Below are 23,002 nucleotides of genomic sequence, written 5' to 3' on the forward strand. Positions count from 1 at the left end.
TTCTCCGGGGCGCCCTGGCTGCTGATTGAGATGTGCGCGCCTTGTGCGGTCGCTGATTACGGAGATGACAGCGGGGTGTTCCTCGGGCCGACGGCATGCCGAACGGCGCGAGGAGGGGCGAGTGAGTGAGCGGAAAGCGCAGGTCTGGGTAGGTGTCGACGCAGGCAAGGGCCACCACTGGGCGGCTGTGGTCGACGAGACCGGCGCCACGTTGTGGTCGAAGAAGATCGACAATGACGAGTCGGCGATCCTGACCGCGCTCGGCGAGGTCCTGAGCCTTGCGGACCAAGCGCACTGGGCGGTGGACATCTCCGGGACGTCCTCCGCGCTGCTGCTGGCTCTGCTGGCTGCCCACGGTCAGCGGGCCGTCTACGTGCCCGGCCGTACAGTCAACCGCATGTCCGGCGCCTACCGCGGTGAGGCGAAGACCGACGCCCGCGACGCCTACGTCATCGCCGAAACCGCCCGCCACCGCAACGACTTCGCGGCGATCGACGTACCTGCCCAGCTCGCCGCCGATCTTGCGTTGCTGACCGCGCACCGCACGGACCTGATGGCCGACCGGGTGCGGATGATCAACCGTCTGCGGGACGTGCTGACCGGCGTCTTCCCTGCACTGGAGCGGGCGTTCGACTACTCCGCCCACAAGGGCGCCCTCGTGCTGCTGACCGGTTACCAGACCCCGGCGGCGATCCGCCGACGCGGCCGCGCAAGGCTGACGGCCTGGCTGGCCAACCGCGGTGTCCGCGGCGCTGACATGGTGGCCGCAACGGCACTGGAAGCAGCTCAGGCCCAGCAGACTGTGCTGCCCGGCGAGGAAGTCGCCTCGCGGCTCGTCGCCGACCTGGCAGCCCAGACCTTGGCCTTGGATGATCGTGTGAAGCGGATCGACAAACAGATACGCGAGACGTTCCGCAGCCACCCCCACGCGGAGATCATCGAGTCCCTGCCTGGCATGGGCCCCATCCTCGGCGCCGAATTCATCGTCGCCGCCGGTGACCTGTCGGCCTACACGGACGCCGGCCACCTGGCCTCGGCGGCAGGGCTGGTGCCGGTCCCGCGTGACTCCGGCCGGCGTACCGGCAACCTGCATCGGCCCAAGCGCTACAGCCGCCGCCTGCGCAGAGTGTTCTACATGTCCGCGCAGTCCAGCATCGTCCGCGAAGGGCCGAACCGGGACTTCTACCTCAAGAAACGTAGCGAGGGCTGCAAGCACGTCCAGGCCGTCATCGCCTTGGCCCGCCGACGAGCCGGCGTGCTCTGGGCGTTGCTGCGTGACGGACGGATCTTCACCTCCGCCCCGCCGGTCACGCAAGCGGCTTGACTTCGTCATTGAGACTCCTTCAGTTGATGCGATGGCCTGTTTGTATAGCTAATCGATGGACTTTGTAAACAAAGGCCCGGCATGTGAGACAGCCATCTCAAAGCTGTAGCGGCCTGTGGTTTCCCCGTGCCTCACGGGTCTGCGTGCCGCTCAGGAGGTGGTGGGCGGCGCCTGTCCCCGGCTCCCCGGCGTGGCGAGAGTCGGTCCGACGGCCAGGCTCGCGCCGGGGACACGCCCGTACCCCCAGCCGATGTGGCGGCGGTAACTGCCGAGCAGGCCCGCGCGGTCCAGGGCGTCCGGACCCCGGGCGGCGGGTCCGCGGTGAGCGGGCTGGCCTGTGGCGCCACGTACAGGACGTCGGCGGGGCAGTTCGCCTCGCACTGGAAGCAGGTCTGGCAGTCGCCGTGACGGGCCAGCACGGGTACGCCGTCCGGGCGGCGGTCGAAGACGTTCGTCGGGCACACATCGACGCACTTGTCACAGGCGATGCACCGCTCGGCAGAGACAAGTTCGATCACCAGGCCGCCTCCGGCACAGCAGCCGGCCCGGTCGGGAGCCTGGCCGGGACGGGCACGGGTTCGGGACGGGACCACACCTCGTCCAGGCCGCCACTGACGATGCGATGACGCTGCAAAGGGTCCTGCTCGGGGAAGTCCAGGCGCCGCGCCATGCCCCGGCTCTCGGTGCGGGCGAGCGCCGAGGCGTACATCCAGCGGGCGTGCGCGGCCATCGCGGCGGCCTCGCGGGCGCGCACGACGTCGGCGCCGGAGGCGTGCAGGGTGGCGCGTGCCTCGCGCCAAATGGCGTTGAGCGCCGTGAGCGAGGCGGCGAGGGTGTTGCCGTGGCGCCGGTAGTTCCTGTCGTACGGCAGCACCTCTGCCTGAACCGACGCGATCACGTCGCGATGGGCACCCTCGGATCCGGGTGTCCCGGTAGGCCGGAGCCCGGTGCCTCCGGTCGGCTGTAGGCGCCGGGTGGCGGCGCGGAAGCCGAGGGAGAGCGCGTGGCGGGCGGCGCCCTTGCCGGCCCAGGTGCCCGAGGAGATGGCCCAGGCGGCGTTGTGGCTGCCGCCGCCGGTGAAGCCGCCGCAGATCAGCTCGCGGGTGGTGGCGTCCCCGGCGGCGTAGAGGCCGGGGACGGTGGTGGAGCAGTCGTCGCCGGTGATGCGGATGCCGCCGGTGCCGCGCACGGTGCCCTCGGCGAGCAGGGTGATCGCGAAGCGTTCGGTGAACGGGTCGATGCCGAGCCGGTCGAAGGGGAGGAAGAAGTTCGGCTGGGCCAGCCGCATCGCCCTGCGGGCCTGGTCGTCGGCGCGGTCGATGCGGCAGTACACCTTCTCGTGCAGCAGCGTGCGGGCGATCACCGACCGGCCGCCCTGGCTCGCCGCGCTTTCCAGGACGGTGCCGTCGGCCCGGTAGAACGTCGCGAACGAGTAGAACGCGGTCTTGGTGACCGAGGTGCCCTCGGGCGCGATGCCGTAGGCGTTGGAGAACTCCATCCCCGACAGCTCCGCACCCGTCTCGGCGGCCAGCAGCGCCCCGTCATCGGTGTTGACGTTGCAGCCGAGCGCACCGCTGAGGAACGAGCAGCCTCCGGTGGCCACAGCCACCGCGCCCGCGCGGACCCGGTACGTCTCCCCAGCCTGCCGCCGCCAGCCGCGGGCCCCGGCAGGAGCCCCCGACGGATCCGTGAGGAGTTCGGTGACCGGGCTGTGGTCGAGGATGCGGGCCCCCGCGCGTTGGACGCGGATGCGCATGCGCCGCATGTACTCGGGGCCCTGGAGCCCGTTGCGGAGCTGGCTGCCGTCCGGGCCGGTCGGGAAGGGGTAGCGGCCGGCGGCGGCCAGCTCGTTGACGCCCGCGTACGTCTGGTCCAGGACGCGTTCCTTCCAGCGCCGGTCGTCCAGACAGCCGCCGAGCCGCTCCCTGCTCGCCATGGCCGCCTCGCCTCCCGCGCGGCCGGGTCCGGTGGCACGTACCAGACGCCGGTACCGGCCGACGCGGTCGCGCAGCTGGTGCCGCAGTGGCCCTTGTCGGCGAGGAAGGACGACCTCCGCGCCGGCCTGGGCCGCCTTGAGCGCGGCCCAGGCGGCGGCCGGGCCGCCGCCCCACCACCAGCACGTCGGTGGTCAGGTCGAGCCCGGTTACGACGCCGCTCCCGCGACCGTCGCGGACCGGACCGCGGGCCGGGGCAGCCCGTAGTGCTCGCGCAGGGTGCGCCCGGTGTACTCGGTGCGGAACAGACCGCGCTCCTGAAGGATCGGCACCACCTGGTCGACGAAGTCCTCCAGGCCGCCGGGCAGGTGCGGGGGCATGACGTTGAAACCGTCGGCCGCGCCCTGGGTGAACCACTCCTGGAGCTGGTCGGCGATCTGCTCGGGTGTTCCGGCGAAGACACGGTGCCCGCGACCGCCGCCGAGCCTCGCGGTCAGCTCGCGCAAGGTGAGGCCGTCGCGGCGGGCGAGTTCGGCGACCAGGGTGAAGCGGCTCTTGTTGCCGTTGATGTCCCGCTCCTCGGGGAGTTCGGGCAGCGGTCCGTCCAGGGGCAGGCCGGTCAGGTCGGTGCCGAGCATTCCGGACAGCTGGGCGAGCCCGTACTCCGGCACCTGGAGGTCGGTGAGCTCCTGTTCCAGGGCGCGGGCCTCCGCCTCCGTCGACCCGATGACGGGGCAGATGCCCGGCAGGATCTTCAGGCCGCCCTCGGAGCGGCCGTACCGGGCGAGCCGGCCCTTCAGGTCCTTGTGGAAGGACTGGGCGTCGGCGAGGGTCTGCTGGGCGGTGAAGACGGCCTCGGCGTACTGGGCGGCGAACTCCTTGCCGTCCTCGGAGGACCCGGCCTGCACCAGCAGCGGGTGGCCCTGCGGGGTGCGCTGGACGTTCAGGGGGCCCCGCACCCCGAAGTACTCGCCCCGGTGGTCGATGGGACGCACCTTGCCGGTGTCGGCGTAGACGCCGTTCTCCCGGTCAAGCAGGACCGCGTCGTCCTCCCAGCTGTCCCACAGCTTGGTGGCGACGTCGACGAACTCCCGCGCCCGGTCGTAGCGCAGCCGGTGTTCGAGGTGCTCGTCCTGCCCGAAGTTGCGGGCCTCGTCGACCGTGCCGGAGGTGACGATGTTCCAGCCGGCCCGGCCGCCGCTGATGTGGTCGAGTGAGGCGAACTTGCGGGCGGTGTGGAACGGCTCGTTGAAGGTGGTGGACACGGTGGCGATCAGGCCGATGCGCTCGGTCACGGTGGCGAGGGCGGACAGCAGGGTCAGGGGTTCGAAGCCGCCGAGCGCGTTGTGCTTCACCTTGCCCCACAGGGCGAGGCCGTCGGCGAAGAAGATCGAGTCCAGTTTTCCGCGTTCGGCGGTCCGGGCGAGCTGCTGGAAGTAGGCAACGTCGGTGACGCGCTCGGGCTGGGTACGCGGGTGGCGCCAGGCCGCGTCGTGGTGGCCTGCGTTCATCAGGAACGCGTTGAGGTGGAGACGGCGGGGAGCCGCACTGGGGGTGGGCATGGCGAAGTCCTCTGGTTCGTGGTCAGTGGGCGGCGGGAACGCGCCAGGAACTCAGGCGGCGTTCGGCAGCGACCAGGAGCTGGTTGAAGGCCACGCCGATCGCGGAGATGGTGATGATCCCCGCGTACATCTGCGGAATGGCGAAGTTGTACTGCGAGGCGTTGATCAGGTAACCGAGGCCGGCCTTCGCGCCGATCATCTCGGCAGCCACGAGGACGAGGATGGACACCGCCCCCGCCAGGCGGACCCCGGTGAAGATGGTGGGCACCGAGGCGGGCAGGATCACCTTCTGGAACAGCCGGGGGGCGGACAGGTCCATGGACCGTGCAAGGCGCACCAGGGTCGGGTCGACGTTGCGCACCGCGCTGATGGTGTTGAGCAGGATCGGCCAGGTGCACGCGTAGACGACGATGGAGATCTTCGACGTCTCCCCGATACCGAGCAGGAGCACGAACACGGGCAGCAGGGCCAGTGCGGCCGTGTTGCGGAAGACCTCCAGCAGCGGACCGAGCAGGTCGGCGACAGGCCGGTACCAGCCGATCAGCAGGCCGAGCGGAACGGCCACGGCGACGGCCAGCCCGAACCCGGTGAAGGAGCGCGCCAGGCTGGCCCGCGCGTTGGTGACGAGCTGCCCGTCGGCTGCGAGGTCCCACCAGGCCCGTGCGACCTCGCTGAACGGCGGCAGAAAGGTGCGGTCGACGAGGCCGAGGCGGGGAGCCAGCTCCCACAGGAGCAGCAGGGCGAGGATCGCGGCCGACTTGGTGACGGCGGTCAGCGCGGCGCGCCGCAGCCGAGCGAGACCGCGGCGGACGGGCCTGGCTTTCGCCGCGCCGCCGGCGGGGGGCGTCGGGTGCGGGTCCGGCCGCTCCCGATGGAGTTCTTGTCGTTCCTCGGACGGCGGTGGCGCAAGGTCCGCGGCGGAACCACGTGCGGTGCTCATACGGCGACCTCCTCCTTCTCCAACTGCTGGGCCCTGGTGACCTCGTCGTGCAGCAGGGACCAGATCTGGTGCCGGTAGCGTGCGAACCCGGGACTGGAGCGCAGGTCGTCCGTGGTGGTGCGGGAGTCGAGGGTGATCGGCACGACCTGCTTGATCCGGCCCGGCCTGGAAGTCATCACGGCCACCCGCTGCCCCAGGTAGACAGCCTCCTCGATGCCGTGGGTGATGAAGACGACCGTCTTGCCGGTGCGCTGCCAGATGCGCAGCAGCTGGTCCTGGAGGGACTCCCGGGTCTGGGCGTCCAGCGCGGCGAACGGCTCGTCCATCAGCAGCACGTCCGGGTCGTAGGCGAGCGAGCGGGCGATCGCCACGCGCTGGCGCATCCCGCCGGACAGTTCCTGCGGGTGGCGGTCCTCGAACCCGGAGAGCCCCACCAGGTCCAGGTACTCACGGGCCCGTGCGACCCGTTCGCGGCGCGGTACGCCGGTCGCCTCCAGACCGAACTCGACGTTGCCCAGTGCGGTGCGCCAGGGCAACAGGGCGTACTGCTGGAACACGATCCCGCGGTCCAGCCCCGGCCCGGTCACGGGACGCCCGTCGAGCAGGATGCGCCCCCCGGTCGGTCGGCTGAGGCCGCCCAGCAGGTCCAGCAGGGTCGACTTGCCGCACCCGCTCGGTCCCACGACGACCACGAACTCCCCCGCGTCGACACGCAGGTCGATGCCGTCGAGGGCGGTGAACTCGCTGCCCGCGCCGGCGCCGCGACGACGCCCGGCACCGGTGCGGGCGGCGAACGTCTTGCTCACGCGCTCGAACTCGATCTTCGGTGTGATGGTTTCCGGCATGGCGGATCAACTCCCGCTCTGACTGGAGGAAGTGGCGGCCCCCGACGGCGAACCGCTGGACGGCCGGTAGGCGTTGAACTCGTTGGTGTAGAGCTTGGATGCCGTGACCTGGCCCTTCGGGATGTCGCCGCGGTCACCGAGCCAGTCGATCCACAACTGGAGTTCCTTGTCGGTGACGCGCCCGGCGGTCTCGGCCACGCCGAAGGACTGCCAGTACTTCAGCGGGGCGGTGTCCTCGTTGCGCCCGCGCTTCTCGACGATCTCGGTCATACGGGCGATGACCTCCTCGCGCGGCCTGACGCGGGCCCACTCGATGGCCCGCGCGACCGCCGTGACGAAGGTGCGCGCGGTGTCCGGGTTCTGTTCCAGGAACCGGTCGGTCATCACATAGGTGCCGGCGGAGAACGCCCCGAGCAGCCTGTAGTCCGTGAACAGGGGCCGTATGCCACCCGTGGCGAGCGCCCTGTCGCGCAGGACGCCGCCGAGGACGGCCACCTCTATCTGCTTCTGGCGCAGTGACTCCTCGGTGTTGACCGGGGGCAGGGCCAGTGGCTCCACCTTCCCGATGTCCGCCTGGGACAGCCCCTGTCTCTTCAGATAGATGTCCAGCATCGCCTCGGCGTGCGCGCCCAGGGTGTTCATCCCGACCTTCTTGCCCACCAGGCCCCGGGCCGATCGGATCGGGCTGTCGTCCAGGACGTAGTAGCCGTTGTAGGCGCGGGCGTCGACGCCGTAGTAGCTGATGACGGCCTTGATCTTCGCGTTGCGTGAGGCGAGCTTGACGACGGCCCCGTTGAACGCGCCGCCCACGTCGATCTGCCCGGTGGCCGCCGACTGGATGTCCTGCGGCCCACTGATCGTGTTGCCGACCCACTTCAGCTTCACGTCTTGGAGGTAGCCGAGGTCCTCGGCGAGTTCGGGGAGCGTGACGGTGCCGGCCCACCCCTGGTAACGCACCGTCTTCGTCCGGCCCTTGTCCGAGCCGCCGCTGCCGAGCGCCGTGCCGCAGCCGACCGCGGCCGCCGAAAGGCCCATCAGCGTGAGGAACTGGCGTCGGTTCGCGAGAGAGGTCAACTTGCTCATGGAATACGGTCCTGTCCGAATCGGGCGGGTGGAGCGGGCGTGCGGAAGTCACCTGGGAACGGAATTCCGCATCAGGGCAGGGAAGGAGAAAGGAGGAGAGACCGGAAAGCCGGAGAGGCTTTTGGCGAGCTACACAGGAAACAGGCGGGCGCCGCGCGACGGTGGAAACAGTCCTGCTGGACCAGCGACAGACGTGCCCGCCCCAGACCTTTCCCCGCATCAGGTACGGCGGGAAACCGACGGGTTTACCGGCGCAGGCCGAAAGAATCAGCAGCCGACGGCACAGATGGCACTGGCCTGGCGTCGCAGGTCGACGTGCAGGCGCGCGGTCAATTTCTCCGGCTGGCTCACATCCGAAAGGCTGGCAGCGGCAATCAGCCACGTCAACGACGGAGCCGCGTTCGTCTCACATCCTGGTTGTTCTGTCATACGGGGGCAGCATCCGCTTAACAATTGAGCCGCTGCGCGCCACCACGGCCGGGATGAAGCGTCCGGGCCCCCAGGGGTGTTGCAAAGTCTCATGACCTTGTGAGTCTGCTGGTCAGGCGATGCCGAAGAGGTCGAGCGGGCAGGTGAAGGGCTCGTAGGAGGCAGGCCGGAGGCCCACGGCAATGCTGTGGCGCCCTGCTCGGCGCCAGGCGGCACCATCACCGACGCCGTCTCCGAGATCACCTGGACCGGCGGCAAGATCGACCCCGGGCACTACGAGACTTCGATGTCGCCTTCGGCCAGCTGCCCGAGGACACCGACCAGCAGACCTTCAAGACGCTCCCGACCTACTCCGACGGCAAGACCGTCAGCTGGATCGAGGAGGCGGCGCAGAGCGGCGAAGAGCCGGAGAACCCGGCACCCGACCCTGGTCCTCAAGCTCACCGCGAAGAACGCGTCGGACCAGGCGGGTGCGCTGACCGCCTCTGCGCCCGGCCAGAAGACCTCCGCCTCCGACAGCACCGACTCCACCGCCCGCGGTTTCGGCGTGGCCGGGCTGGTCGTGGGCGTACTGGGCCTGGCCGCAGCAGCCTTCGCCATCGTGCGTAGCCGCTCCGGCGGTGCCCGGCCCGAGTGAGGGGGTGTGCCCTGCCGATGGTGAGCAGCCAGCAGAGCACAACTCCGTCGAGCGGTCGCCCTGCATGTGGCGCACGCCACAAGACCGCTCCAGGGGCCGTACCCCTCGCCCACCCGTCTCCTGGGAATCCCACCGCTCGACTACCGGGAGCGGTTCTCCTGGCAGGGCCCCGAGACTGCCGTCCGCAAGCTGCTCACCGGCATGCGGTCCGGTCTCGACGTTCTCGGGCTTCACCACAAGAGGCGCCGTGGCCGGTGCGAACCGCCCACCTCCGACCCGGCAACAGCTCCACGTGAGCAGCCGGGTTGAAGGCGGGCATCACCTGCTGGGCGATGGCGAGGGTCGATGCCGCCCGGAGTGTGTTGGGGATGTGGGGCTGGGTGTTCAGGACCGGTGATCCGGCGGAAGGGGGGCAATTGCGCCGAGCTCGGCGCGGAGTCACTTCCTGCGCGCTCGGTTCTCGGCGCCCTTGTTCGGTGTGGCGTCCAACTCGGCCTTGTCTGTGCGGGGGCTCCGCTCTGCTTCCGTTCGCCACGGCACGACTGCCCCGCGGGGCTTTTGGACAGAGAACGTCATGTGCAGCCTGACTACTGGCGCCGTCCGGAACGGTGGACGCTCACTCGGTCGAGAACGGCTACGCCGTTGACAGTGAGGATGTCCTCCAGGGTCTCAAGGAAGGCGTGTAGCCGTACCTCGGAGTCTACGAGTACGACCGCGCACGGGCCGTGTGCACGGAGCCGGGAGGGCTTGTCCTCGTGGATGGTCATGTGGGTGCCGTAGCCCTCGAAGCCGTGGAAGACGCTGGCCCCGGCCAGGCCCCGTCTGTGGGCTCGGTGCACGATCTCGGCGTATGCGGGTTTATGGTGCCACACGGCGTTCGCGGACAGGTGGATGGTCAGCCGTGCCGAGATTTCCTCAATCGCCATCGCGATACCCCCTCGCCGATGTGACGTCAGTCACAGTACTGGTGGATGCTGGTGCCGGGGAGGGGGGTGCGGCGGTCAGGCCCAGATCGACTGGGCGAGCGCGGCTCCGGCGAAGGCCGCACCGAGACCGGCGACGATGCTGGCGGCCACGTTGGCCGCCGCGAAGAAGCGGGCGCCCTCCTCGGCCAGCCGCAGCGTCTCGTACGACAAGGTCGAGTACGTCGTCAGCGCCCCGCAAAGGCCCGTGCCGAGCAGGAGCTGGACCTGGGAGGAGGCGCCGCCTGCGGCGACCGCTCCGGTGATCAGGCCGAGGGTGAGGCAGCCGATGACGTTGACGGTGAAGGTGCCCCAGGGGAAAACGGTGTCGTGCTTGGACTGCACCGTGCGGTCGGTCAGATAGCGCAGCGGGGCTCCGGCCATGGCCCCGGCTATGACCAGCAGCCAGTTCACTTGCTCTCCTTCGTACCGCCGACGTAGCGGATGACTTCGCAGTCGTCCAAGATCACCATTCCCTGGCCGACCAGCTCGTCAAGTTGGGGCAGGAAGGCACGGACGCGGTCCTCGGTGTCGACGATGACGACCGCGATGGGCAGGTCCTCGCTCAGCGACAGCAGCCGGGAGGTGTGGATCAACGAGGTCGCGCCGAAGCCCTCGATGCCGCGGAAGACGCTCGCGCCGGCCAGGCCCGCCCTGTGCGCGCGGTGCACGATCTCGGAGAAGAGGGGCTTGTGGTGCCAGGTGTCGTTCTCCCCGATGAAGATCGTCACTCTCAGTGCACTGCCGGTCAGTCGGGTCATCGGTGTTCCCTCCACTCGATCACTCGGCGGGTCAGGTTCGCCGTCGCCCACACGGTGGCCAGCGCGGCCAGCATGGTGGCGGCCAGATACGCCAGGCCGGTGGCGGCGTGGCGGCCGTCGACGAGGCGCTGGACGTCTACCGCGTAGGTGGAGAAGGTGGTGAATCCGCCCAGGACGCCGGTGCCGAAGAAGGGCCGCACCAGCCGGTGGGCCGCCCACACGTCGGTGATGATCACCATGAACATGCCGATGACACCGCAGCCGATCACGTTCACCACGAGGGTGGTCCAGGGGAACGTCCCGGGCGCGGTCGGCCACAGCAGGGAGGCCCCGTAGCGGGCCGAGGCTCCGATAGCGCCGCCGAGCGCCACGGCGGCGATGATCGGCCACTGCCCGCGGCGCAGTTCACGCCGCTGCGCGGGAACGTGAAGATCGACGTCGGGGTCGGTGGGTTCGCCTAGCACTTGGGATCGGGCCTCTCCCATGCAATGTCTCCTACTCGCACTGCGCCCGGCAGGGATGTGGGCGCGCTCGTGTAGCAAGCAGGGACCGTTGGCGGCGCCGTTGCCGCGGTTGGGTACGGCGGGCCCCACCGCCGCGCGGCCACACAGGTCGCCGCAGACACACCAGCGTAGCGTGCGGTCCTCCAGCACTTGGCCGGGCTCTGCTCCGTCCGTAGGAGCGAGCTTCCTCCTCTGCTCCTTGAGGGCGGCGCGCTCCTGCCGGACACGGCAGGCTGGGGGCGCTGGGGCTCGCCGCAACCGCGCCCGGACGGTGCCGATGGCCTCTACGTGGTGATCCAGGACTCCGGTGGGGTGTAGGGCAGCGCGGCATCGGCCCCTGTCCGGCTCTCGGCGATGTCGATCAGCCTGTTGTACTTGGCGACGCGTTCGCCCCGAGCCGGGGCGCCGGACTTGATCTGGCCGCTGCCGGTGCCGACGGCGAGGTCGGCGATGAAGGCGTCGTCGGTCTCGCCGGAGCGGTGGGAGATCATCTGGGTGTAGCGGGCCTCGCGGCAGATACGCATGGCGTCGAGGGTCTCGGTGACGGTGCCGATCTGGTTGACCTTGATCAGGGCGGAGTTGCCGATCTGTTTGGCGATGGCCTCGCTGATGATGGCCGGGTTCGTGACGAAGATGTCGTCGCCCATCAACTGCACCCGGTCCCCGAGGCGCTCGGTCATGCGGACCCAGCCGTCCCAGTCGTCCTCGGCCAGGCCGTCCTCGATCGACCAGACCGGGAACCGGTCGATGATCGCCTCGTAGCGGTCGATCAGCTGGTCGCTGGTGAGCGCGTCACCAGCCACGTGATACATGCTGTCGGTGGCGTTGCGGAACTCGCTTGCCGCCGGGTCCAGAGCGATGGCGATGCCGTCGCGGCCGGGGGTGTATCCGGCGTCGTTGATGGCTTCGACCAGGAGTTGCAGCACGTCCTCGGGGCGGTCGATGGCGGGGGCGAAGCCGCCTTCGTCGCCCAGGCCGGTGGCCTGGCCGTCGGCGGACAGGCGGGCCTTGAGGCGGGCGTATACCTCGGCGCCGGCACGGACCGCCTCGGGCAGGCTCGGCGCGCCGATCGGGGCGAGCATGAACTCCTGGAAGTCGAGGTCGTTCGCGGCGTGGGCGCCGCCGTTGACGACGTTGAAGTGCGGCACCGGCAGGCGCGGGGTGGTGCCCGCGACGTGAGCGAGGTGCTGCCACAACTCCAGCCCGGCAAGAGCGGCTTCGGCGCGGAACGCGGCGAGAGAGACGCCGATGACGGCGTTCGTGCCCAGCCGGGAATTCGTCTCCGTGCCGTCCAGTTCGGTCAGCGCGCGGTCGATCTCCATGGCCGAGGCGAAGGCGCGGCCGGTGAGCGCCTGGGCAATCTCACCGTTGACGTGGCCGACGGCTCTCAGCACGCCCTGGCCGTTGTAGCGGTTCATGTCGCCGTCCCGGAGTTCGACGGCCTCGCGGGTGCCGGTGGACGCGCCGGAGGGTACGCCGGCACGGACGCGGGTGCCGTCGGCGGTGGTGAGGGCGACGGCGAGGGTGGGGCGGGCGCGGGAGTCGAGGATCTCGACGGCGTGGAGGTGCGTGATCTGCAGGGGCATGATCTTTCCCTCATTCGGTGGCACAGTGGCGAGGATTTCGCCAGGTGGATTCAGCGTGACCTTCGGCGGCGACCAGGACGGCCCGGGCGAGGGCGCCACCCGGGCTCAGATACGTTCCCCCGCGCACCAGCGGGCGCATCGCCGCATCGAGGTCATAGCGCAGGGGCGCGCCCGTAGGGATGTTGAGCTGCTCGACATCGTCCTCGGCCAGGCGGTCCAGGACGGTGGCCAGGGCACGCAGGGAGTTGCCGTGGGCGACCACCAACACGGTTGCGCCGGTGTTCAGCTGCGGCGCGAACGCGTCGGCCCAGTACGGGGTGACCCGGGCGGTCATGTCGGCCAGGCTCTCCACGGCCGGCAGCGCGTCGGGGCGCAGGGCGGCGTAGCGGGGGTCGGCGCGAAGCCGGTTCAGAGCATGGTCGGGCAGCGGGGCGGGCTTGCCGTGCAGGGAGCGACGCCAGTCGTCGTAGAGCGCCGGACCTACCTCGGCGCGCACCTCGTGCTTGCGGCGGCCGGTCAGGGCCCCGTACTGGCGCTCGTTGAGCCGCCAGGTCCGCTGGACCGGGATCCATGCCCGGTCCAGGGCGTCCAGCACGATGTCCGCGCTGCGAACGGAACGGAACATGACCGATGTGTGCACGGCATCGGGCAGCAGCCCATGGCGGGCGAGCAACCGGGCTGCATCCGCGGCCTCTTGTTCACCCCGCCTGGTCAGGGGGACATCGGCCCAGCCGGTGAAGCGGCCGTCGGCGTTGGTGGTGCTCTGCCCGTGCCGCAGCAGGACGAGGGTGCCCACCCGGCCGGGCCGTCGGTCAGCCATGGAGTTCCCGCGCGGTGTCGGCGGCCCGGGCGCGGGACGCCTCGATCTCCGCATAGGCCTGGTCCCGGTCCTCCCAGTGCGAGCCCTCCACGCTCTTGCCGGGCTCCAGGTCCTTGTAGACCTCGAAGAAGTGGGTGATCTCCAGGCGGTCGAACTCCGGGATGTCCTTCATGGTCTGCACATGGACGTACCGGGGGTCGTGGGCGGGTACGCACAGCACCTTCTCGTCCGGCCCGTGTTCGTCCTTCATGACGAACATGCCCACAGCCCGGCACTCGATGGTGCAGCCCGGGAACGTCGGCTCGCCGACGACCACGAGCGCGTCCAGCGGGTCGCCGTCGCGGCCGAGCGTGCCGTCGATGTAGCCGTAGTCGGCCGGGTACTTCGTCGACGTGAACAGCAGCCGGTCCAGGCGGATGCGGTGCAGCTCGTGGTCCATCTCGTACTTGTTGCGGGACCCCTGCGGGATCTCCACGATCACGTCGAACTCCACTGTGTCCTCCGGGCTGCGTCGGCCGCGTCGTCCTTCGGCGCGGGGTCTGGTTCGTTCGGTTCGCTGGTCTGGTTCCGGGGCGGTGCGGATGGGGCGGGCAGGCCGGCGTAGACGCGTCCGTCCAGCAGTGTGGGCGCGCGCCGGCCTATGGTCATTTCGGCACCCTTGACCTCGTGGCGGGTGTGCCAGTCCTGTTTGCGCAGCGCCTCGTCGATCTCCCAGCGCAGCTGGGCCAGACGGGCCTCCAGCAGCGTACGGACGGGAACGGGCAGCGTCTCGCGGTGCATGAGGGCGTGCCGGAGGCAGACGCCATGTGTGCGTGCCCAGGCAACCTCCGCCACCGGCTCGCGCACCTGGGCGGCCAGCAGCGCGAGCTGACGACGCCCGGCCATCCTCTCCTCGTTGCAGGCGCGGCAGCGCACCGCGCGCGTCAGCTCCGGGCCGGCCGCTCGGCGGGCATCACGTCCCTCGGCCAACTGCCGGCGGAAGCGGACCAGGCGGCCGAGCCAGGCGGCCGTGTTCGCCTCAAGGATCGCGGCCACACCCTCGCCGCCGACGGCGGTGAGTTCGTGGAGGTGCCGGGAGCACAGCCCGCTCTCCTCACGACCCGGCTCGCCGCGGCCGGTGCTCGCCGCCATCCAGCGCAGCAGCCGATGCACGGCCCGCTGTTCGCCCAGGCACAGCGGGCAGCAGCCGATCTCCAGATCGGCCTCCCACCGGGCGACCACCGAGGAGTTCTGCCGTGCCCGTTCCAAAGGCAGGAACGGGTCGAGCCGCGTGGCCTGCGCCGCCCGCCGGTCGGAGTCCGCGTCGAGGCCGGCCAGGGACACGACATCCGGCGGATGTTCGTCGAGGCGCGCCGCGGCTGTCTCGGCGAGCCACAGGGCCTGGCTGGGCCGAGCCCGCGCGGCGAGAGTGGTGAGGTGCTGGAGACACACCGTGTTGCCGTCCACCGCCGTGCGCATCTCGGGCTGGTGAAGGACGCGCAGCAGTGCGGAGAGGCCACGTTCGGCGGCGTCGCGGCTCGCGCCGCACGCCGGGCACGGGGAACGTCCCTCCTCCTGGGCGGCGGACAGCAGTCGGCTGCCTCCGCGCAGGGCCGCGTCATGGACCTGGGGCAGCAGCCACGGGGCGGAGGCGTCGGCCAGAAGGTGGCGGGTGTGGGCCGGGCAGAAGCCCACCGCTGCCGTGACCCGGGCCATGACGCCCGGGTCGGTGTGGCTCTCCGCGATGAAATACGACAGCCAGCGGCCTGCGCTGTCGTCGCGTTCCCGGCAGATGGCACACAGCCCCTGGCTCAGCAGGTGGCGGGCGTCGCTCAACGACCGCAGGGCCTCCTCACCGCTTCCGGCACGGGGATGCAGGAGGCGGGCCGCGAAACGAGTTCGAGCCACTGGTGTCATGGCGGAGCCCCCTCTCCTTGGGGTTGTTCTCGCTCGCCGCTTATTCTTCCGGCGAGTACATGAACCTCCTGGTGCACCGCCCGAAGATCATCGGCCGCGGTGCCGAGCCCGGTCAGTGGCTGGCGGCCCGCGGCGAGGCGTGCACCCCGTCGAGGGGCGCGGGCGAGTGTGACGGCCTGGTTCAGGATCCACTCGTGGTGGGCCAGCAGACGGGAAGCGCGCTCGCCCAGCGGCAGCAGGTCGCGCGCCAGGGGCAAGGCACGCAGGCGGATGATCAGGTGGTGGTAGACGGTGAGCTGCGCCGCCGCCTCTGCCCTGGCCGCAGACGGGATGAACCCCGTGTCACTGCAGGCGGCGATCGCGTGTTCTGCGGCCTCCTGGGCGGCCACCCCATCGTCGAGGATCCCCGCCAGTGCCTGCACCTGCACCTGGCGGGTCGGCGCGGCCGGCGCCGGGCGCCGACGCCACCGGGAGGACAACAGCAGCCTGGCACGACGCAGCATCCCCGTCGCGTCGCGGGAAGCGGCCGGGGAAGACGGGGCGGCGGGCGCGGGCATGGCTCCTCCTGGTCACATCCGTTGGACCAGGGACCGTCAGCGGCATGATGCCGCGGTTGCGGTGAGCCCCATCACCGGCACGCTCGGCGCACACCTCCAGTGTGCCCTCCAGATCGGCTTCGCAGGCATCCCTCCTACGCCGAACGGCTTCAACCTCGCATCATCAGTACGCGACACGTGGTCGGGTGTTCGATCGTGTGTGCGGTTGCGGCGGCCCGGGCAGGCAGGACCGGAATCCGCCGGTGCTGCCGGGCAGGATCGGCCCGCGCAACTCCGCCGGACGCTCCCGTGCCCGCCGTGCGTGCCACTGCTCCCGCACGCGCGGCGCCGACGAGATCACGGTGCGGACCCCGTTGCGGGCCCTTCGGAGCTGAGATCCGGCGCAGGGCCGTCCAGGCCCCTGTCCACACCCAGATCGGAGACCATCTGCCGTAGGAGCCGTTCCCGCTCGGCGAGCACTGTGGAGTGCTCGGTGTCCTGTCGGGGACGTTGCTCGGACTGCTGGAGTGCCGAGCTGAGGCGGTGGCCGACCTTGTCGTAGCGGGCGGCGACGGCCGCGATCATCGCTCGGGTGCTCTCCTGCAGCCGCTCCTGGAAGTCCGCCCGCACCCGGCCGACCTGCATCGGTACGAGCGAGGCAGCCTCGGCCATCAGATGTTCGCGGGCACGCTCGCGGCCGGCGGTGCCGGGCAGTCGGCGGCGGACCCAGCCGGCGAGAAGTTCGGTCTGGCCGATGTCCTCGCAGAAGTGGTAGCGGAAGCGGGGATTGGGCACGAGCGGACCGCCCTGTCGGGGCAGAGCGAGGCTGACGCCGAGCAGGTCGGCGACGCTGTCGCGAAAGGTGTCCAGGTCGTGGGCGAGACGGTCCCGGACCCGCTGGTCGAGAGCGGCGAGGCGATCGGTCAGCTGCTGCTCCTGCTCTCGACGCCATGCGTCGACGGCATCACGCGTCACCTCCACCAGACGGCGCCTGCCCTCGGCCTCCCGCTCGCGCCTGGGCCAGTGACCGGACTCCTGCTCCCACACGGTGCTCCACGCGGTGGTGACCTGCGCGGTCAACAGCGGGGAGGCCTCCTGGGCGACGGTGTTGACCTCGGTCAGGGCATGGCGGCCCTGGGAGCGCACGAGGTCGGTGGCCTCCGCGCGACGCTGACCGAACATGTTCAGCTGGGCACGCAGCGCGGCCACCCGCTGCTGCCTGCGGGAAGCGTCCAGATCGGCGACCGCCCGGGCCATCAGCACCTCGTCCAGCAGCCCGGCGGCGAGCTGCCGGGTGCGGTGAGTGAGCGAGCGCAGCAGGTCGACGTCCCGATGGCCGGTGAGGTAGCCGGTCAGGGCCGTGGCCAACTCGTCCACCCCGTGCCGTGCCCCTGGACGGGCGGCACACACGAACACCGGCACGGTGTCCCCGAAGACTTCGGCCACGACGTGCCGGGTGAAGCCGACCGCCTCCCGCAGATCTTCGGGGCGCAGCTGGTCGGCCTTGTTCAGGACGACGAACGTGCGCACCGACGCTCGGCCGACCAGACGCAGCAGTTCCTGCTCGGCGGCCGAGACGGGCGGATCGGCGGTCAGGACGAACACCGCGGCGTCCATGGTGCGCAGGGTCGCCATCGCCTCGTCGGTGTTCTGGGCGTGCACCGACCCCGTGCCCGGCGTGTCGACCAACTCCACCCCTCGTGCCAACAGCGGCGCGTCCAGACTGAGCACCACCTCGCTCACGCCACGCCGGTTGCCCGGGTTGGCCGCCTGGGTGACGAACTGCGCCAGCGCATCCGGTGCGTGCCGCTCGATGCGGCCGTCCGCGAAGCGCACCGTCAGCTGCTCGGGCCTGCCTTCGCGCACCGTCGTCGCCAGTGCGGTCACCGGAACCACGCCGGTAGGCAGCACCTCGCGTCCCAGGAGGGCGTTGAGGAGCGTGCTCTTGCCGCGCTTGGCCTCGCCGGTGACCAGGACCCGGAAGCGGTCCTGACGCAACTGGTCGCTGAGCGCGTCCAGAGTGCGATGGTCGTTGTCGTCTCCGACGCCCTCCTCCATGAGGGCGTGCAGCCGACGGTGGAGCCGGGCGAGTTCGGTGCTGGTGGTCACATCGGTCTCCCTACCGTGTCGGGTAGGGACCGTTGGCGGCCACGGCCGCGGTTGGCGGTGGGCCCCTCCACCGTCGTCCACTCCACCGTAACCGTCGGCCGCCGCGTTCATACAGTGACGCCCACAGGCGAGGCGGTGCCCCGGCGGACGGCACCTGTCATGGCAAGGGGCATCGCCCGTCACCCGACATGGTGCGCCCGGCCGGCCGCTCCCGCCAGCCCGGTGCCGCGCTACCCTGGAAGGGCGTCAAACGCTCGGCGCTGGACCCCGCCGAGACCACCCACGTCCCGGGTGGTCGCCCCGCCGACCGGCCGATGGCTCCTGCCCCTCGTCGAAGAAGCGGGGAGGCCGCCATGGCAGGTGCGTCGTCCAGCCCGCACGCGAGTGCTCATCTCACGGTCTCCGCAGGCCTGTTCGCCCCCGCCTGGCTGCCGCCCGGGGGCCGCGGCAACGGCCTGCGGGCGCCGTCCTGGGCGCCGATCGCCGACATCCCCGCCCACCAGGTCGACGCCGTGCTCGCGGCGCTGGGCGAGGTGCACATTCCCGCCCACGCCGCCCCCGCGCCCCGGCCGGTACGCTCACTGACCTCCGGCGAGTGGCAGCCGGGCGCGGTGTGGCGGCTACGGGTGGGCTCCACCTCGTACGCGAAGGCGGAAGATCTGCTGATGCGGCTGTTGCGGGAACTGACGCGCTGACCGGGGCCGGTTCGCCCGCGGATCCGGCCGTGCCGGCCCTGTCTCGGTGTGGGCGAGCCCGAGCGCGGCGACGCCATCGATCATGAGGGGGATGGGGCGCCGGGTGGTCTCCTCGCCGCCCTTCGTCTCGTGCCGAGTGTTGAAGACCTGTCTTGCGCGTTCGGCGTGCTTCCCCCGGGATCTCCCGCAGCCGGGACAGGACGTGCCCGACGAAAGGGGGCGGGGTTGCCGGCCGGATTGAGCAGGGTCAGGGTCGGCACCTCGGCGTGGTTCTCCCTGACCACCCAGCACAGCCAGGCGTCGGTCGCCTCCTGACGGGGCCCGGCGCAGCGCACAACCGGCCTCGCCGAGCATGACCAGGATGTTCCGAACCTCCTGCGGACCAGGGGACTCGGCGACCCGATGCCGCCCTCCTGTATGCGAAAGACGTCGTGATCACCTCCACTGCCGCCGGGGCGGACGGCGCAGGGGCGGATTGCCCGTCACGAGGCGCGCCTCACCGTCAGCACGACCGGGATCGCTGCCAGTTGCAGTACGGCGGAGAAGACCACCAGTGCCGTCACCGAGGTGTCGTACAGCGCGCCGAGGGCCACGCTGCCGACGAACCAGCACACCCCGAAACCGGTGTCGAACAGACCGAAGGCCGAGGCCCGCCGCCCGGCGCCCACCATGCCGGTGACCGCGGCCTTGACCACGGACTCCTGGGCGGCCATGCCCAGCCCCCACACCACCACGCCGACCACCGCGAGTCCCGCGCCACCGAGGAACACCAGCGGCGGGAAACACGCGGTCAGCAGCGTCGTTCCGGCCACCGTCCACAGCCCGCACCGGTCGAACAACCGCCCCAGGACCAGAGCGGCCAGCGCCTCGGCGGCCATCGCTCCCGCGTACAGCACGGGAATCCACGCGTTCGCCACGACGTGGTCCTTGCCGAAGTGGTAGGCGATGAGCGGGTAGTCCGCGTATGCGGCGGCGATCAGACCCATCCCCGCAAGAAGGATCCAGAACGCGCGCGGAGCTCCCCGGCGGTCCGGGATGTCTTCCCCGACATCCAGGTCGGCGGGGTGTGGATATTGCCGCCAGGCACTCGCCAGCGCGAGGAGGGTGAGGACGGCGGGGACGGCGAGCACGGCGAAGCCGCCCCGGTAGGTGCCGTGCAAGGAGAGGACGCCGGCCACGATGAGCGGGCCGACCATCGCCCCGGCGGCATCCAGCGCCTCCCGTACGCCGAACACCCAACCGCGCCCCAGTTCGGCGGTGGCGTGGGCGAGCATCGCGTCCCGGGCCGGGTTGCGCACGGCGCGCCCGCTGCGTTCGGCGACGATCAGCAGGGCGGCCACCGGCCAGTTCCCGGCCAGCGCCAGCAGCGGTACGACGACCATCTGCACCGTGTAGCCGACGGCCGTGATCGGCCAGTACTTTCCCGTTCGGTCGGCCGCGTAGCCGAAGACGAAACGCAGGGCGTAGCCGAGAAGTTCACCGCCGCCGGCTACGAGGGCGACGATCAGGCCGCTGGCGCCGAGTGAGCCGAGGAAGGGTCCGGTGATGCCGCGCGCGCCTTCGTGCGTCATGTCGGAGAACATGCTCACCACGCCGATGAGCAGCACGAACCGCAGCGCCGACCCCCCGGCCAGGGCGGGGCGTTCCGGAGGTGCTGCGGCGGGTGTCCGCTCGCGGCGACCGGGCAAGGTCATTGGTCTCCTCCAGCGGGCCATCGTGGGTGGGGCACAGCGCTCTCCCCGGCACCTGATCGGCATGATCGAGGACTCAGGGGCGACGGGTACCGTCGGTCGGAGACCCGTAGCACACAGTGGCGAAGGAGCTCAGGCGTCCGTCAGCGCGCTCCGCCCGGCTCGCTCCAGCGCGGCCGGGCGGAGCCACGTTCGCCGCTCGGGAGGGAGAAGTAGCCGGTGGGCCGGGCGGAGCCAGGGCACGCATCTCACGGGGCTGCCGTCTCTTGCGCGCGGACTTGTTCCGCCAGGTCCCTGACCTCGTCGCGCAACTGCCGCAGACCGTCCCCGGGGCGGCCCAGGCCGTGGAGACGCTGCCGCGCGGCTTCCACGCGGCTGTCCGGGTGAACGCCCGCACCCACCAGGTTGACCGCCTGGTGCAGGATCCACTGGTGATAGGCCAGCAGACGCCCGGCGCGATCCTTGAGCTCCCCGAACTCGTCGTTCACCGGCAGCTGACGCAGCCGTACGTTCAGCCTGTGGTACGTGGATATCTGCTCACCGGCAGCATGGGTCACCGAACCGGACACCGGCCCCGGCTGCCCGCAGGCCGCCACGACACGGTCGGCGGCCGGCTGCGCGATCACGCCGTCGTCGAGGACGGCCAGCAGCGCCTGGAGCTGCTCCACGCGTGTCGGCGAGGGCGCTGCCCGCCGTCGTGGCCACCAGCGCGGCAGCGCACGCGCGGCCAGGCACTGTGACGAACGTGGTGCTGCGGACGGGCGCATGCTTCCTCCCGGTCGTGTCCACACAACCAGGGACCGTCAGCGGCACCGGCCGCGGTTCGCGGTGAGCCCCATCACCGGTTCGCACCATACGTACGTATCCAGTGTGCCGCGACGCTTCCGCTTCCGGGGCGCGCGGGTGCCCCTCCGGAGCCGAGTCATCCCCGGCACTCACGTGCTGAGCGTCGTCGCGCCGAACCGAAACCAGCCCGCGACCGCCGCCACCAGCAGAGCGGTGAGCTGGACACCGAAGGGCCGTGTTGACCGGTACGAGAGAGGCCGCGCTCGACGTCACGTTCCCCCTGAAGAAGCTGCCGACCTGGCCGGCCGGCACCCGGCTCCCGGACCCGATCGGGCCCGCGGGCGGCTGACAGCGCGGTCCCCGCAGGCGTCCGGTCGTCGCCGTCCGGTCCCTACCGCCTCTCACGACAGCAAGGAATTCCGTCTCGCGGGCCGGGCAGGCCGTCGCAGGAAGCGGCGCAATCCGGCACACAAGCGGTGACCGCAACCTGGAGTCAAGGCGCGTAGTCGCAGGGATCTCGCGGTGACGGGAACGTCGCCGGGGCCTGTCGGCAGTGCCAAGGGTGATGTCGCCCGTCACTGGGTACGGCACACTGGACGCGTACGCGCGCTGAGCAAGACGGTGATGGGGCTCACCGTAACCGCGGCTGGTGCCGCTGACGGTCCCTGGTTGTCTTCACATGACCAGGGAGGAGCCATGACCGCACACCCCGTCTCCCGTAGCCCGCTTCCCGTCCACCACGGTCCGGTGCCGGACGTGCTGCCCCGCGCCGGACATGTGCTGCGGCTCTGGGGGCCCGCACGCCGAGGTGCCGACGACGCGGCGGGAGCAGCCCGGCGCCCTGCTGGTGGCCGAGGACAAGATCTCCGTCTACCACGGGCTGTGCGCCCGGCTGCGGCGGTTGCCTGTCGACGACGACCTCGACGAGTTCAGGACGCGGGCCGCGCGGCTGCTCGCGTGCCATCAGCGGATGCTGCACCAGGCCGTCGACCCAGGACCTGTCCGGCCCTAGCTGCCGCCCACAACCCGGACGCCCGCGTCGAGTCTGCTCGGCTGCGCCTGAACGGCCTGGGCAGGCCGGTCGCCGGTCTGCGGGAGGAGCTCAGAGAGCAGAAGTCCGGTTCCTCGGCGGAGACACCGGGTGACGTGCCTGTTCTTCACGCGGCGGACCTGCGCGTCCGGCTTGCTCGAAATGGGACCCGGGACCTGGTGCCGGCAGCTTCGTGCTGGACGTACTTCACGACCGGCCGGCGCATCCCCTTGCTCCTCAACTTCCGCAGCACGCACAGAAAGGGCGACCATGGCGAAGGCTCGTCGTACGGCGGTGTGGATGTGGCGCTGGCGACGGAATCCGCTGCGCAGGCGCAGTGACATGGTCGAGGCGTACGTGGTTCTCACCGCTTGGCTCCTCGCCGTCGCAGGCGGGCTGATCACGGGAGTGGTGACGGCCGACGTGGCGGCACAGCGGTACGACCGGCAGCGGCTGGACCGCTACGAGGTCGCGGCCGTGCTCACCGGGCAGGCGCCGAGCGCCGCGTCCGCCCAGGCCGTCGGGGACGACGAGGTGTGGACCGCGGTGCGGTGGAGGGATCCGGACGGTTCGGTGCGCACGGGTCGGACCAAGGTGGCGCCCTTCACAGCGGCGGGTACACCGGTGCCGGTGTGGACGGACGGCCGCGGCCACCTGGTCTCCAGGCCACCCAGTCGTGCGGAGGAGGCCTCCGAAACAGCCTCAGGTGGTGCCCTGGCGGCCATGGGCGTGGGCGGTGCCGTGTGGTTGGCTGCCCGGATGGTGCGCGAGCGGTTGAACCGGCGGCGTCTGGGGGAGTGGGACGTCGCGTGGGCGGACGCGGCCACGCGGTGGGGCGGGAAGACCGGCTGACGCCGGATGCCCACCTGCTTC

At 71.0% G+C, this 23,002-nt stretch carries 23 protein-coding genes, 1 pseudogene and 2 riboswitches; of the genes and pseudogenes, 5 read left to right on the top strand and 19 right to left on the bottom strand.

Annotated elements, in window-relative coordinates; all coding sequences use genetic code 11:
• The first annotated feature begins 121 nt into the window (after nucleotides 1-121).
• On the top strand, nucleotides 122-1,324 hold the full coding sequence (locus ABZ854_RS29370; RefSeq protein WP_361216552.1) for an IS110 family transposase: 1,203 nt from the start codon (nucleotides 122-124) through the stop codon (nucleotides 1,322-1,324).
• Nucleotides 1,325-1,455: 131 nt separating this feature from the next.
• On the opposite strand, the gene ABZ854_RS29375 is transcribed toward ABZ854_RS29370, so the two are convergent.
• The 7 genes from ABZ854_RS29375 to ABZ854_RS29405 form a co-directional block, all read right to left on the bottom strand.
• Complete coding sequence (locus tag ABZ854_RS29375) at nucleotides 1,456-1,917, bottom strand: 4Fe-4S dicluster domain-containing protein (protein ID WP_361216555.1); 462 nt, start codon at nucleotides 1,915-1,917, stop codon at nucleotides 1,456-1,458.
• Nucleotides 1,839-3,260: an FAD-binding protein gene (locus ABZ854_RS29380; protein WP_361216558.1), complete on the bottom strand. Its 1,422-nt coding sequence runs from the start codon at nucleotides 3,258-3,260 to the stop codon at nucleotides 1,839-1,841. Before ABZ854_RS29380 ends, ABZ854_RS29375 begins: the two co-directional genes overlap by 79 nt.
• A gap of 207 nt (nucleotides 3,261-3,467) precedes the next feature.
• Nucleotides 3,468-4,820 carry an LLM class flavin-dependent oxidoreductase gene (locus tag ABZ854_RS29385; RefSeq protein WP_361216561.1) on the bottom strand — a complete coding sequence of 451 codons (1,353 nt, stop codon included), beginning with the start codon at nucleotides 4,818-4,820 and terminating at the stop codon, nucleotides 3,468-3,470.
• Nucleotides 4,821-4,842: 22 nt separating this feature from the next.
• Nucleotides 4,843-5,760 (bottom strand): ABC transporter permease, encoded by a 918-nt coding sequence (locus tag ABZ854_RS29390; RefSeq protein ID WP_361216564.1) that lies wholly within the window; start codon nucleotides 5,758-5,760, stop codon nucleotides 4,843-4,845.
• Nucleotides 5,757-6,605, bottom strand: a complete 849-nt coding sequence (locus ABZ854_RS29395) for an ABC transporter ATP-binding protein (protein WP_361216567.1) — start codon at nucleotides 6,603-6,605, stop codon at nucleotides 5,757-5,759. The genes ABZ854_RS29390 and ABZ854_RS29395 overlap by 4 nt, the downstream gene beginning before the upstream one ends.
• 6 nt (nucleotides 6,606-6,611) lie before the next feature.
• Entirely contained in the window at nucleotides 6,612-7,688 is a 1,077-nt protein-coding gene (locus ABZ854_RS29400) for an ABC transporter substrate-binding protein (protein WP_361216570.1), read from the bottom strand.
• Nucleotides 7,689-7,955: 267 nt separating this feature from the next.
• Nucleotides 7,956-8,336 (bottom strand): putative leader peptide, encoded by a 381-nt coding sequence (locus tag ABZ854_RS29405; RefSeq protein ID WP_361216573.1) that lies wholly within the window; start codon nucleotides 8,334-8,336, stop codon nucleotides 7,956-7,958.
• Here ABZ854_RS29405 and ABZ854_RS29410 point away from each other — a divergent pair.
• Nucleotides 8,329-8,754: pseudogene (locus tag ABZ854_RS29410) on the top strand (DUF1775 domain-containing protein); the annotation flags it as partial. The gene ABZ854_RS29405 and the pseudogene ABZ854_RS29410 overlap by 8 nt on opposite strands.
• A 587-nt stretch (nucleotides 8,755-9,341) precedes the next feature.
• Here the strand turns inward: ABZ854_RS29410 and ABZ854_RS29415 are convergent.
• The 10 genes from ABZ854_RS29415 to ABZ854_RS29460 all read right to left on the bottom strand — a co-directional run bounded on the left by ABZ854_RS29415 (nucleotide 9,342) and on the right by ABZ854_RS29460 (nucleotide 17,927).
• Nucleotides 9,342-9,680: a DUF190 domain-containing protein gene (locus ABZ854_RS29415; protein ID WP_361216576.1), complete on the bottom strand. Its 339-nt coding sequence runs from the start codon at nucleotides 9,678-9,680 to the stop codon at nucleotides 9,342-9,344.
• A 75-nt stretch (nucleotides 9,681-9,755) separates the two neighbouring features.
• Nucleotides 9,756-10,130: a fluoride efflux transporter CrcB gene (gene crcB, locus ABZ854_RS29420; protein WP_361216579.1), complete on the bottom strand. Its 375-nt coding sequence runs from the start codon at nucleotides 10,128-10,130 to the stop codon at nucleotides 9,756-9,758.
• Entirely contained in the window at nucleotides 10,127-10,477 is a 351-nt protein-coding gene (locus ABZ854_RS29425; RefSeq protein ID WP_361216582.1) for a DUF190 domain-containing protein, read from the bottom strand. Before ABZ854_RS29425 ends, crcB (ABZ854_RS29420) begins: the two co-directional genes overlap by 4 nt.
• Entirely contained in the window at nucleotides 10,474-10,962 is a 489-nt protein-coding gene (gene crcB / locus ABZ854_RS29430) for a fluoride efflux transporter CrcB (protein WP_361216585.1), read from the bottom strand. The genes ABZ854_RS29425 and crcB (ABZ854_RS29430) overlap by 4 nt, the downstream gene beginning before the upstream one ends.
• A gap of 302 nt (nucleotides 10,963-11,264) precedes the next feature.
• Nucleotides 11,265-12,566: a phosphopyruvate hydratase gene (gene eno / locus ABZ854_RS29435; RefSeq protein ID WP_361216588.1), complete on the bottom strand. Its 1,302-nt coding sequence runs from the start codon at nucleotides 12,564-12,566 to the stop codon at nucleotides 11,265-11,267.
• Nucleotides 12,567-12,576: 10 nt separating this feature from the next.
• A complete protein-coding gene (locus tag ABZ854_RS29440) occupies nucleotides 12,577-13,386 on the bottom strand; it encodes a 2,3-bisphosphoglycerate-dependent phosphoglycerate mutase (protein WP_361216590.1) in 810 nt (269 codons plus the stop codon).
• The gene (locus ABZ854_RS29445) at nucleotides 13,379-13,879 is read right to left on the bottom strand and encodes an inorganic diphosphatase (RefSeq protein WP_361216593.1); all 501 of its coding nucleotides are present in this window, start codon (nucleotides 13,877-13,879) and stop codon (nucleotides 13,379-13,381) included. Before ABZ854_RS29445 ends, ABZ854_RS29440 begins: the two co-directional genes overlap by 8 nt.
• On the bottom strand, nucleotides 13,864-15,282 hold the full coding sequence (locus ABZ854_RS29450) for a hypothetical protein (RefSeq protein ID WP_361216596.1): 1,419 nt from the start codon (nucleotides 15,280-15,282) through the stop codon (nucleotides 13,864-13,866). Before ABZ854_RS29450 ends, ABZ854_RS29445 begins: the two co-directional genes overlap by 16 nt.
• A complete protein-coding gene (locus tag ABZ854_RS29455) occupies nucleotides 15,279-15,839 on the bottom strand; it encodes a hypothetical protein (protein ID WP_361216599.1) in 561 nt (186 codons plus the stop codon). The genes ABZ854_RS29450 and ABZ854_RS29455 overlap by 4 nt, the downstream gene beginning before the upstream one ends.
• Nucleotides 15,840-15,859: 20 nt before the next feature.
• A riboswitch (Fluoride riboswitch) is annotated at nucleotides 15,860-15,924 on the bottom strand.
• Between the two features lie 251 nt (nucleotides 15,925-16,175).
• Nucleotides 16,176-17,927: a dynamin family protein gene (locus tag ABZ854_RS29460; RefSeq protein ID WP_361216602.1), complete on the bottom strand. Its 1,752-nt coding sequence runs from the start codon at nucleotides 17,925-17,927 to the stop codon at nucleotides 16,176-16,178.
• 353 nt (nucleotides 17,928-18,280) lie between these two features.
• Here ABZ854_RS29460 and ABZ854_RS29465 point away from each other — a divergent pair, with 353 nt between their 5' ends.
• Nucleotides 18,281-18,622: a hypothetical protein gene (locus ABZ854_RS29465; protein WP_361216605.1), complete on the top strand. Its 342-nt coding sequence runs from the start codon at nucleotides 18,281-18,283 to the stop codon at nucleotides 18,620-18,622.
• A 482-nt stretch (nucleotides 18,623-19,104) separates the two neighbouring features.
• Here ABZ854_RS29465 and ABZ854_RS29470 read toward each other — a convergent pair whose 3' ends face one another.
• On the bottom strand, nucleotides 19,105-20,316 hold the full coding sequence (locus ABZ854_RS29470) for an MFS transporter (protein ID WP_361216608.1): 1,212 nt from the start codon (nucleotides 20,314-20,316) through the stop codon (nucleotides 19,105-19,107).
• A gap of 245 nt (nucleotides 20,317-20,561) precedes the next feature.
• Nucleotides 20,562-20,981, bottom strand: a complete 420-nt coding sequence (locus ABZ854_RS29475; protein WP_361216611.1) for a hypothetical protein — start codon at nucleotides 20,979-20,981, stop codon at nucleotides 20,562-20,564.
• A gap of 729 nt (nucleotides 20,982-21,710) precedes the next feature.
• Nucleotides 21,711-21,774, top strand: a riboswitch (Fluoride riboswitch).
• A gap of 133 nt (nucleotides 21,775-21,907) precedes the next feature.
• On the opposite strand from ABZ854_RS29475, the gene ABZ854_RS29480 reads away from it, so the two are divergent.
• Nucleotides 21,908-22,111, top strand: a complete 204-nt coding sequence (locus tag ABZ854_RS29480) for a hypothetical protein (protein WP_361216614.1) — start codon at nucleotides 21,908-21,910, stop codon at nucleotides 22,109-22,111.
• A gap of 288 nt (nucleotides 22,112-22,399) precedes the next feature.
• Nucleotides 22,400-22,981 (top strand): hypothetical protein, encoded by a 582-nt coding sequence (locus ABZ854_RS29485; RefSeq protein WP_361216617.1) that lies wholly within the window; start codon nucleotides 22,400-22,402, stop codon nucleotides 22,979-22,981.
• Nucleotides 22,982-23,002: the final 21 nt, after the last annotated feature.

Origin of the sequence: Streptomyces sp. NPDC047028, from assembly GCF_040644095.1 — a bacterium.
GTDB lineage: Bacteria > Actinomycetota > Actinomycetes > Streptomycetales > Streptomycetaceae > Streptomyces.

Bases quoted from the DNA above. Each gene is read 5' to 3' on its own strand.
- ABZ854_RS29380 (WP_361216558.1), bottom strand. From the start codon at position 3,260: ATGGCGAGCAGGGAGCGGCTCGGCGGCTGTCTGGACGACCGGCGCTGG.
- ABZ854_RS29385 (WP_361216561.1), bottom strand. From the start codon at position 4,820: ATGCCCACCCCCAGTGCGGCTCCCCGCCGTCTCCACCTCAACGCGTTC.
- ABZ854_RS29390 (WP_361216564.1), bottom strand. From the start codon at position 5,760: ATGAGCACCGCACGTGGTTCCGCCGCGGACCTTGCGCCACCGCCGTCC.
- ABZ854_RS29395 (WP_361216567.1), bottom strand. From the start codon at position 6,605: ATGCCGGAAACCATCACACCGAAGATCGAGTTCGAGCGCGTGAGCAAG.
- ABZ854_RS29400 (WP_361216570.1), bottom strand. From the start codon at position 7,688: ATGAGCAAGTTGACCTCTCTCGCGAACCGACGCCAGTTCCTCACGCTG.
- ABZ854_RS29405 (WP_361216573.1), bottom strand. From the start codon at position 8,336: ATGGTGCCGCCTGGCGCCGAGCAGGGCGCCACAGCATTGCCGTGGGCC.
- ABZ854_RS29415 (WP_361216576.1), bottom strand. From the start codon at position 9,680: ATGGCGATTGAGGAAATCTCGGCACGGCTGACCATCCACCTGTCCGCG.
- ABZ854_RS29425 (WP_361216582.1), bottom strand. From the start codon at position 10,477: ATGACCCGACTGACCGGCAGTGCACTGAGAGTGACGATCTTCATCGGG.
- crcB (WP_361216585.1), bottom strand. From the start codon at position 10,962: ATGGGAGAGGCCCGATCCCAAGTGCTAGGCGAACCCACCGACCCCGAC.
- eno (WP_361216588.1), bottom strand. From the start codon at position 12,566: ATGCCCCTGCAGATCACGCACCTCCACGCCGTCGAGATCCTCGACTCC.
- ABZ854_RS29440 (WP_361216590.1), bottom strand. From the start codon at position 13,386: ATGGCTGACCGACGGCCCGGCCGGGTGGGCACCCTCGTCCTGCTGCGG.
- ABZ854_RS29450 (WP_361216596.1), bottom strand. From the start codon at position 15,282: ATGACACCAGTGGCTCGAACTCGTTTCGCGGCCCGCCTCCTGCATCCC.
- ABZ854_RS29455 (WP_361216599.1), bottom strand. From the start codon at position 15,839: ATGCCCGCGCCCGCCGCCCCGTCTTCCCCGGCCGCTTCCCGCGACGCG.
- ABZ854_RS29465 (WP_361216605.1), top strand. From the start codon at position 18,281: ATGGCAGGTGCGTCGTCCAGCCCGCACGCGAGTGCTCATCTCACGGTC.
- ABZ854_RS29470 (WP_361216608.1), bottom strand. From the start codon at position 20,316: ATGACCTTGCCCGGTCGCCGCGAGCGGACACCCGCCGCAGCACCTCCG.
- ABZ854_RS29485 (WP_361216617.1), top strand. From the start codon at position 22,400: ATGGCGAAGGCTCGTCGTACGGCGGTGTGGATGTGGCGCTGGCGACGG.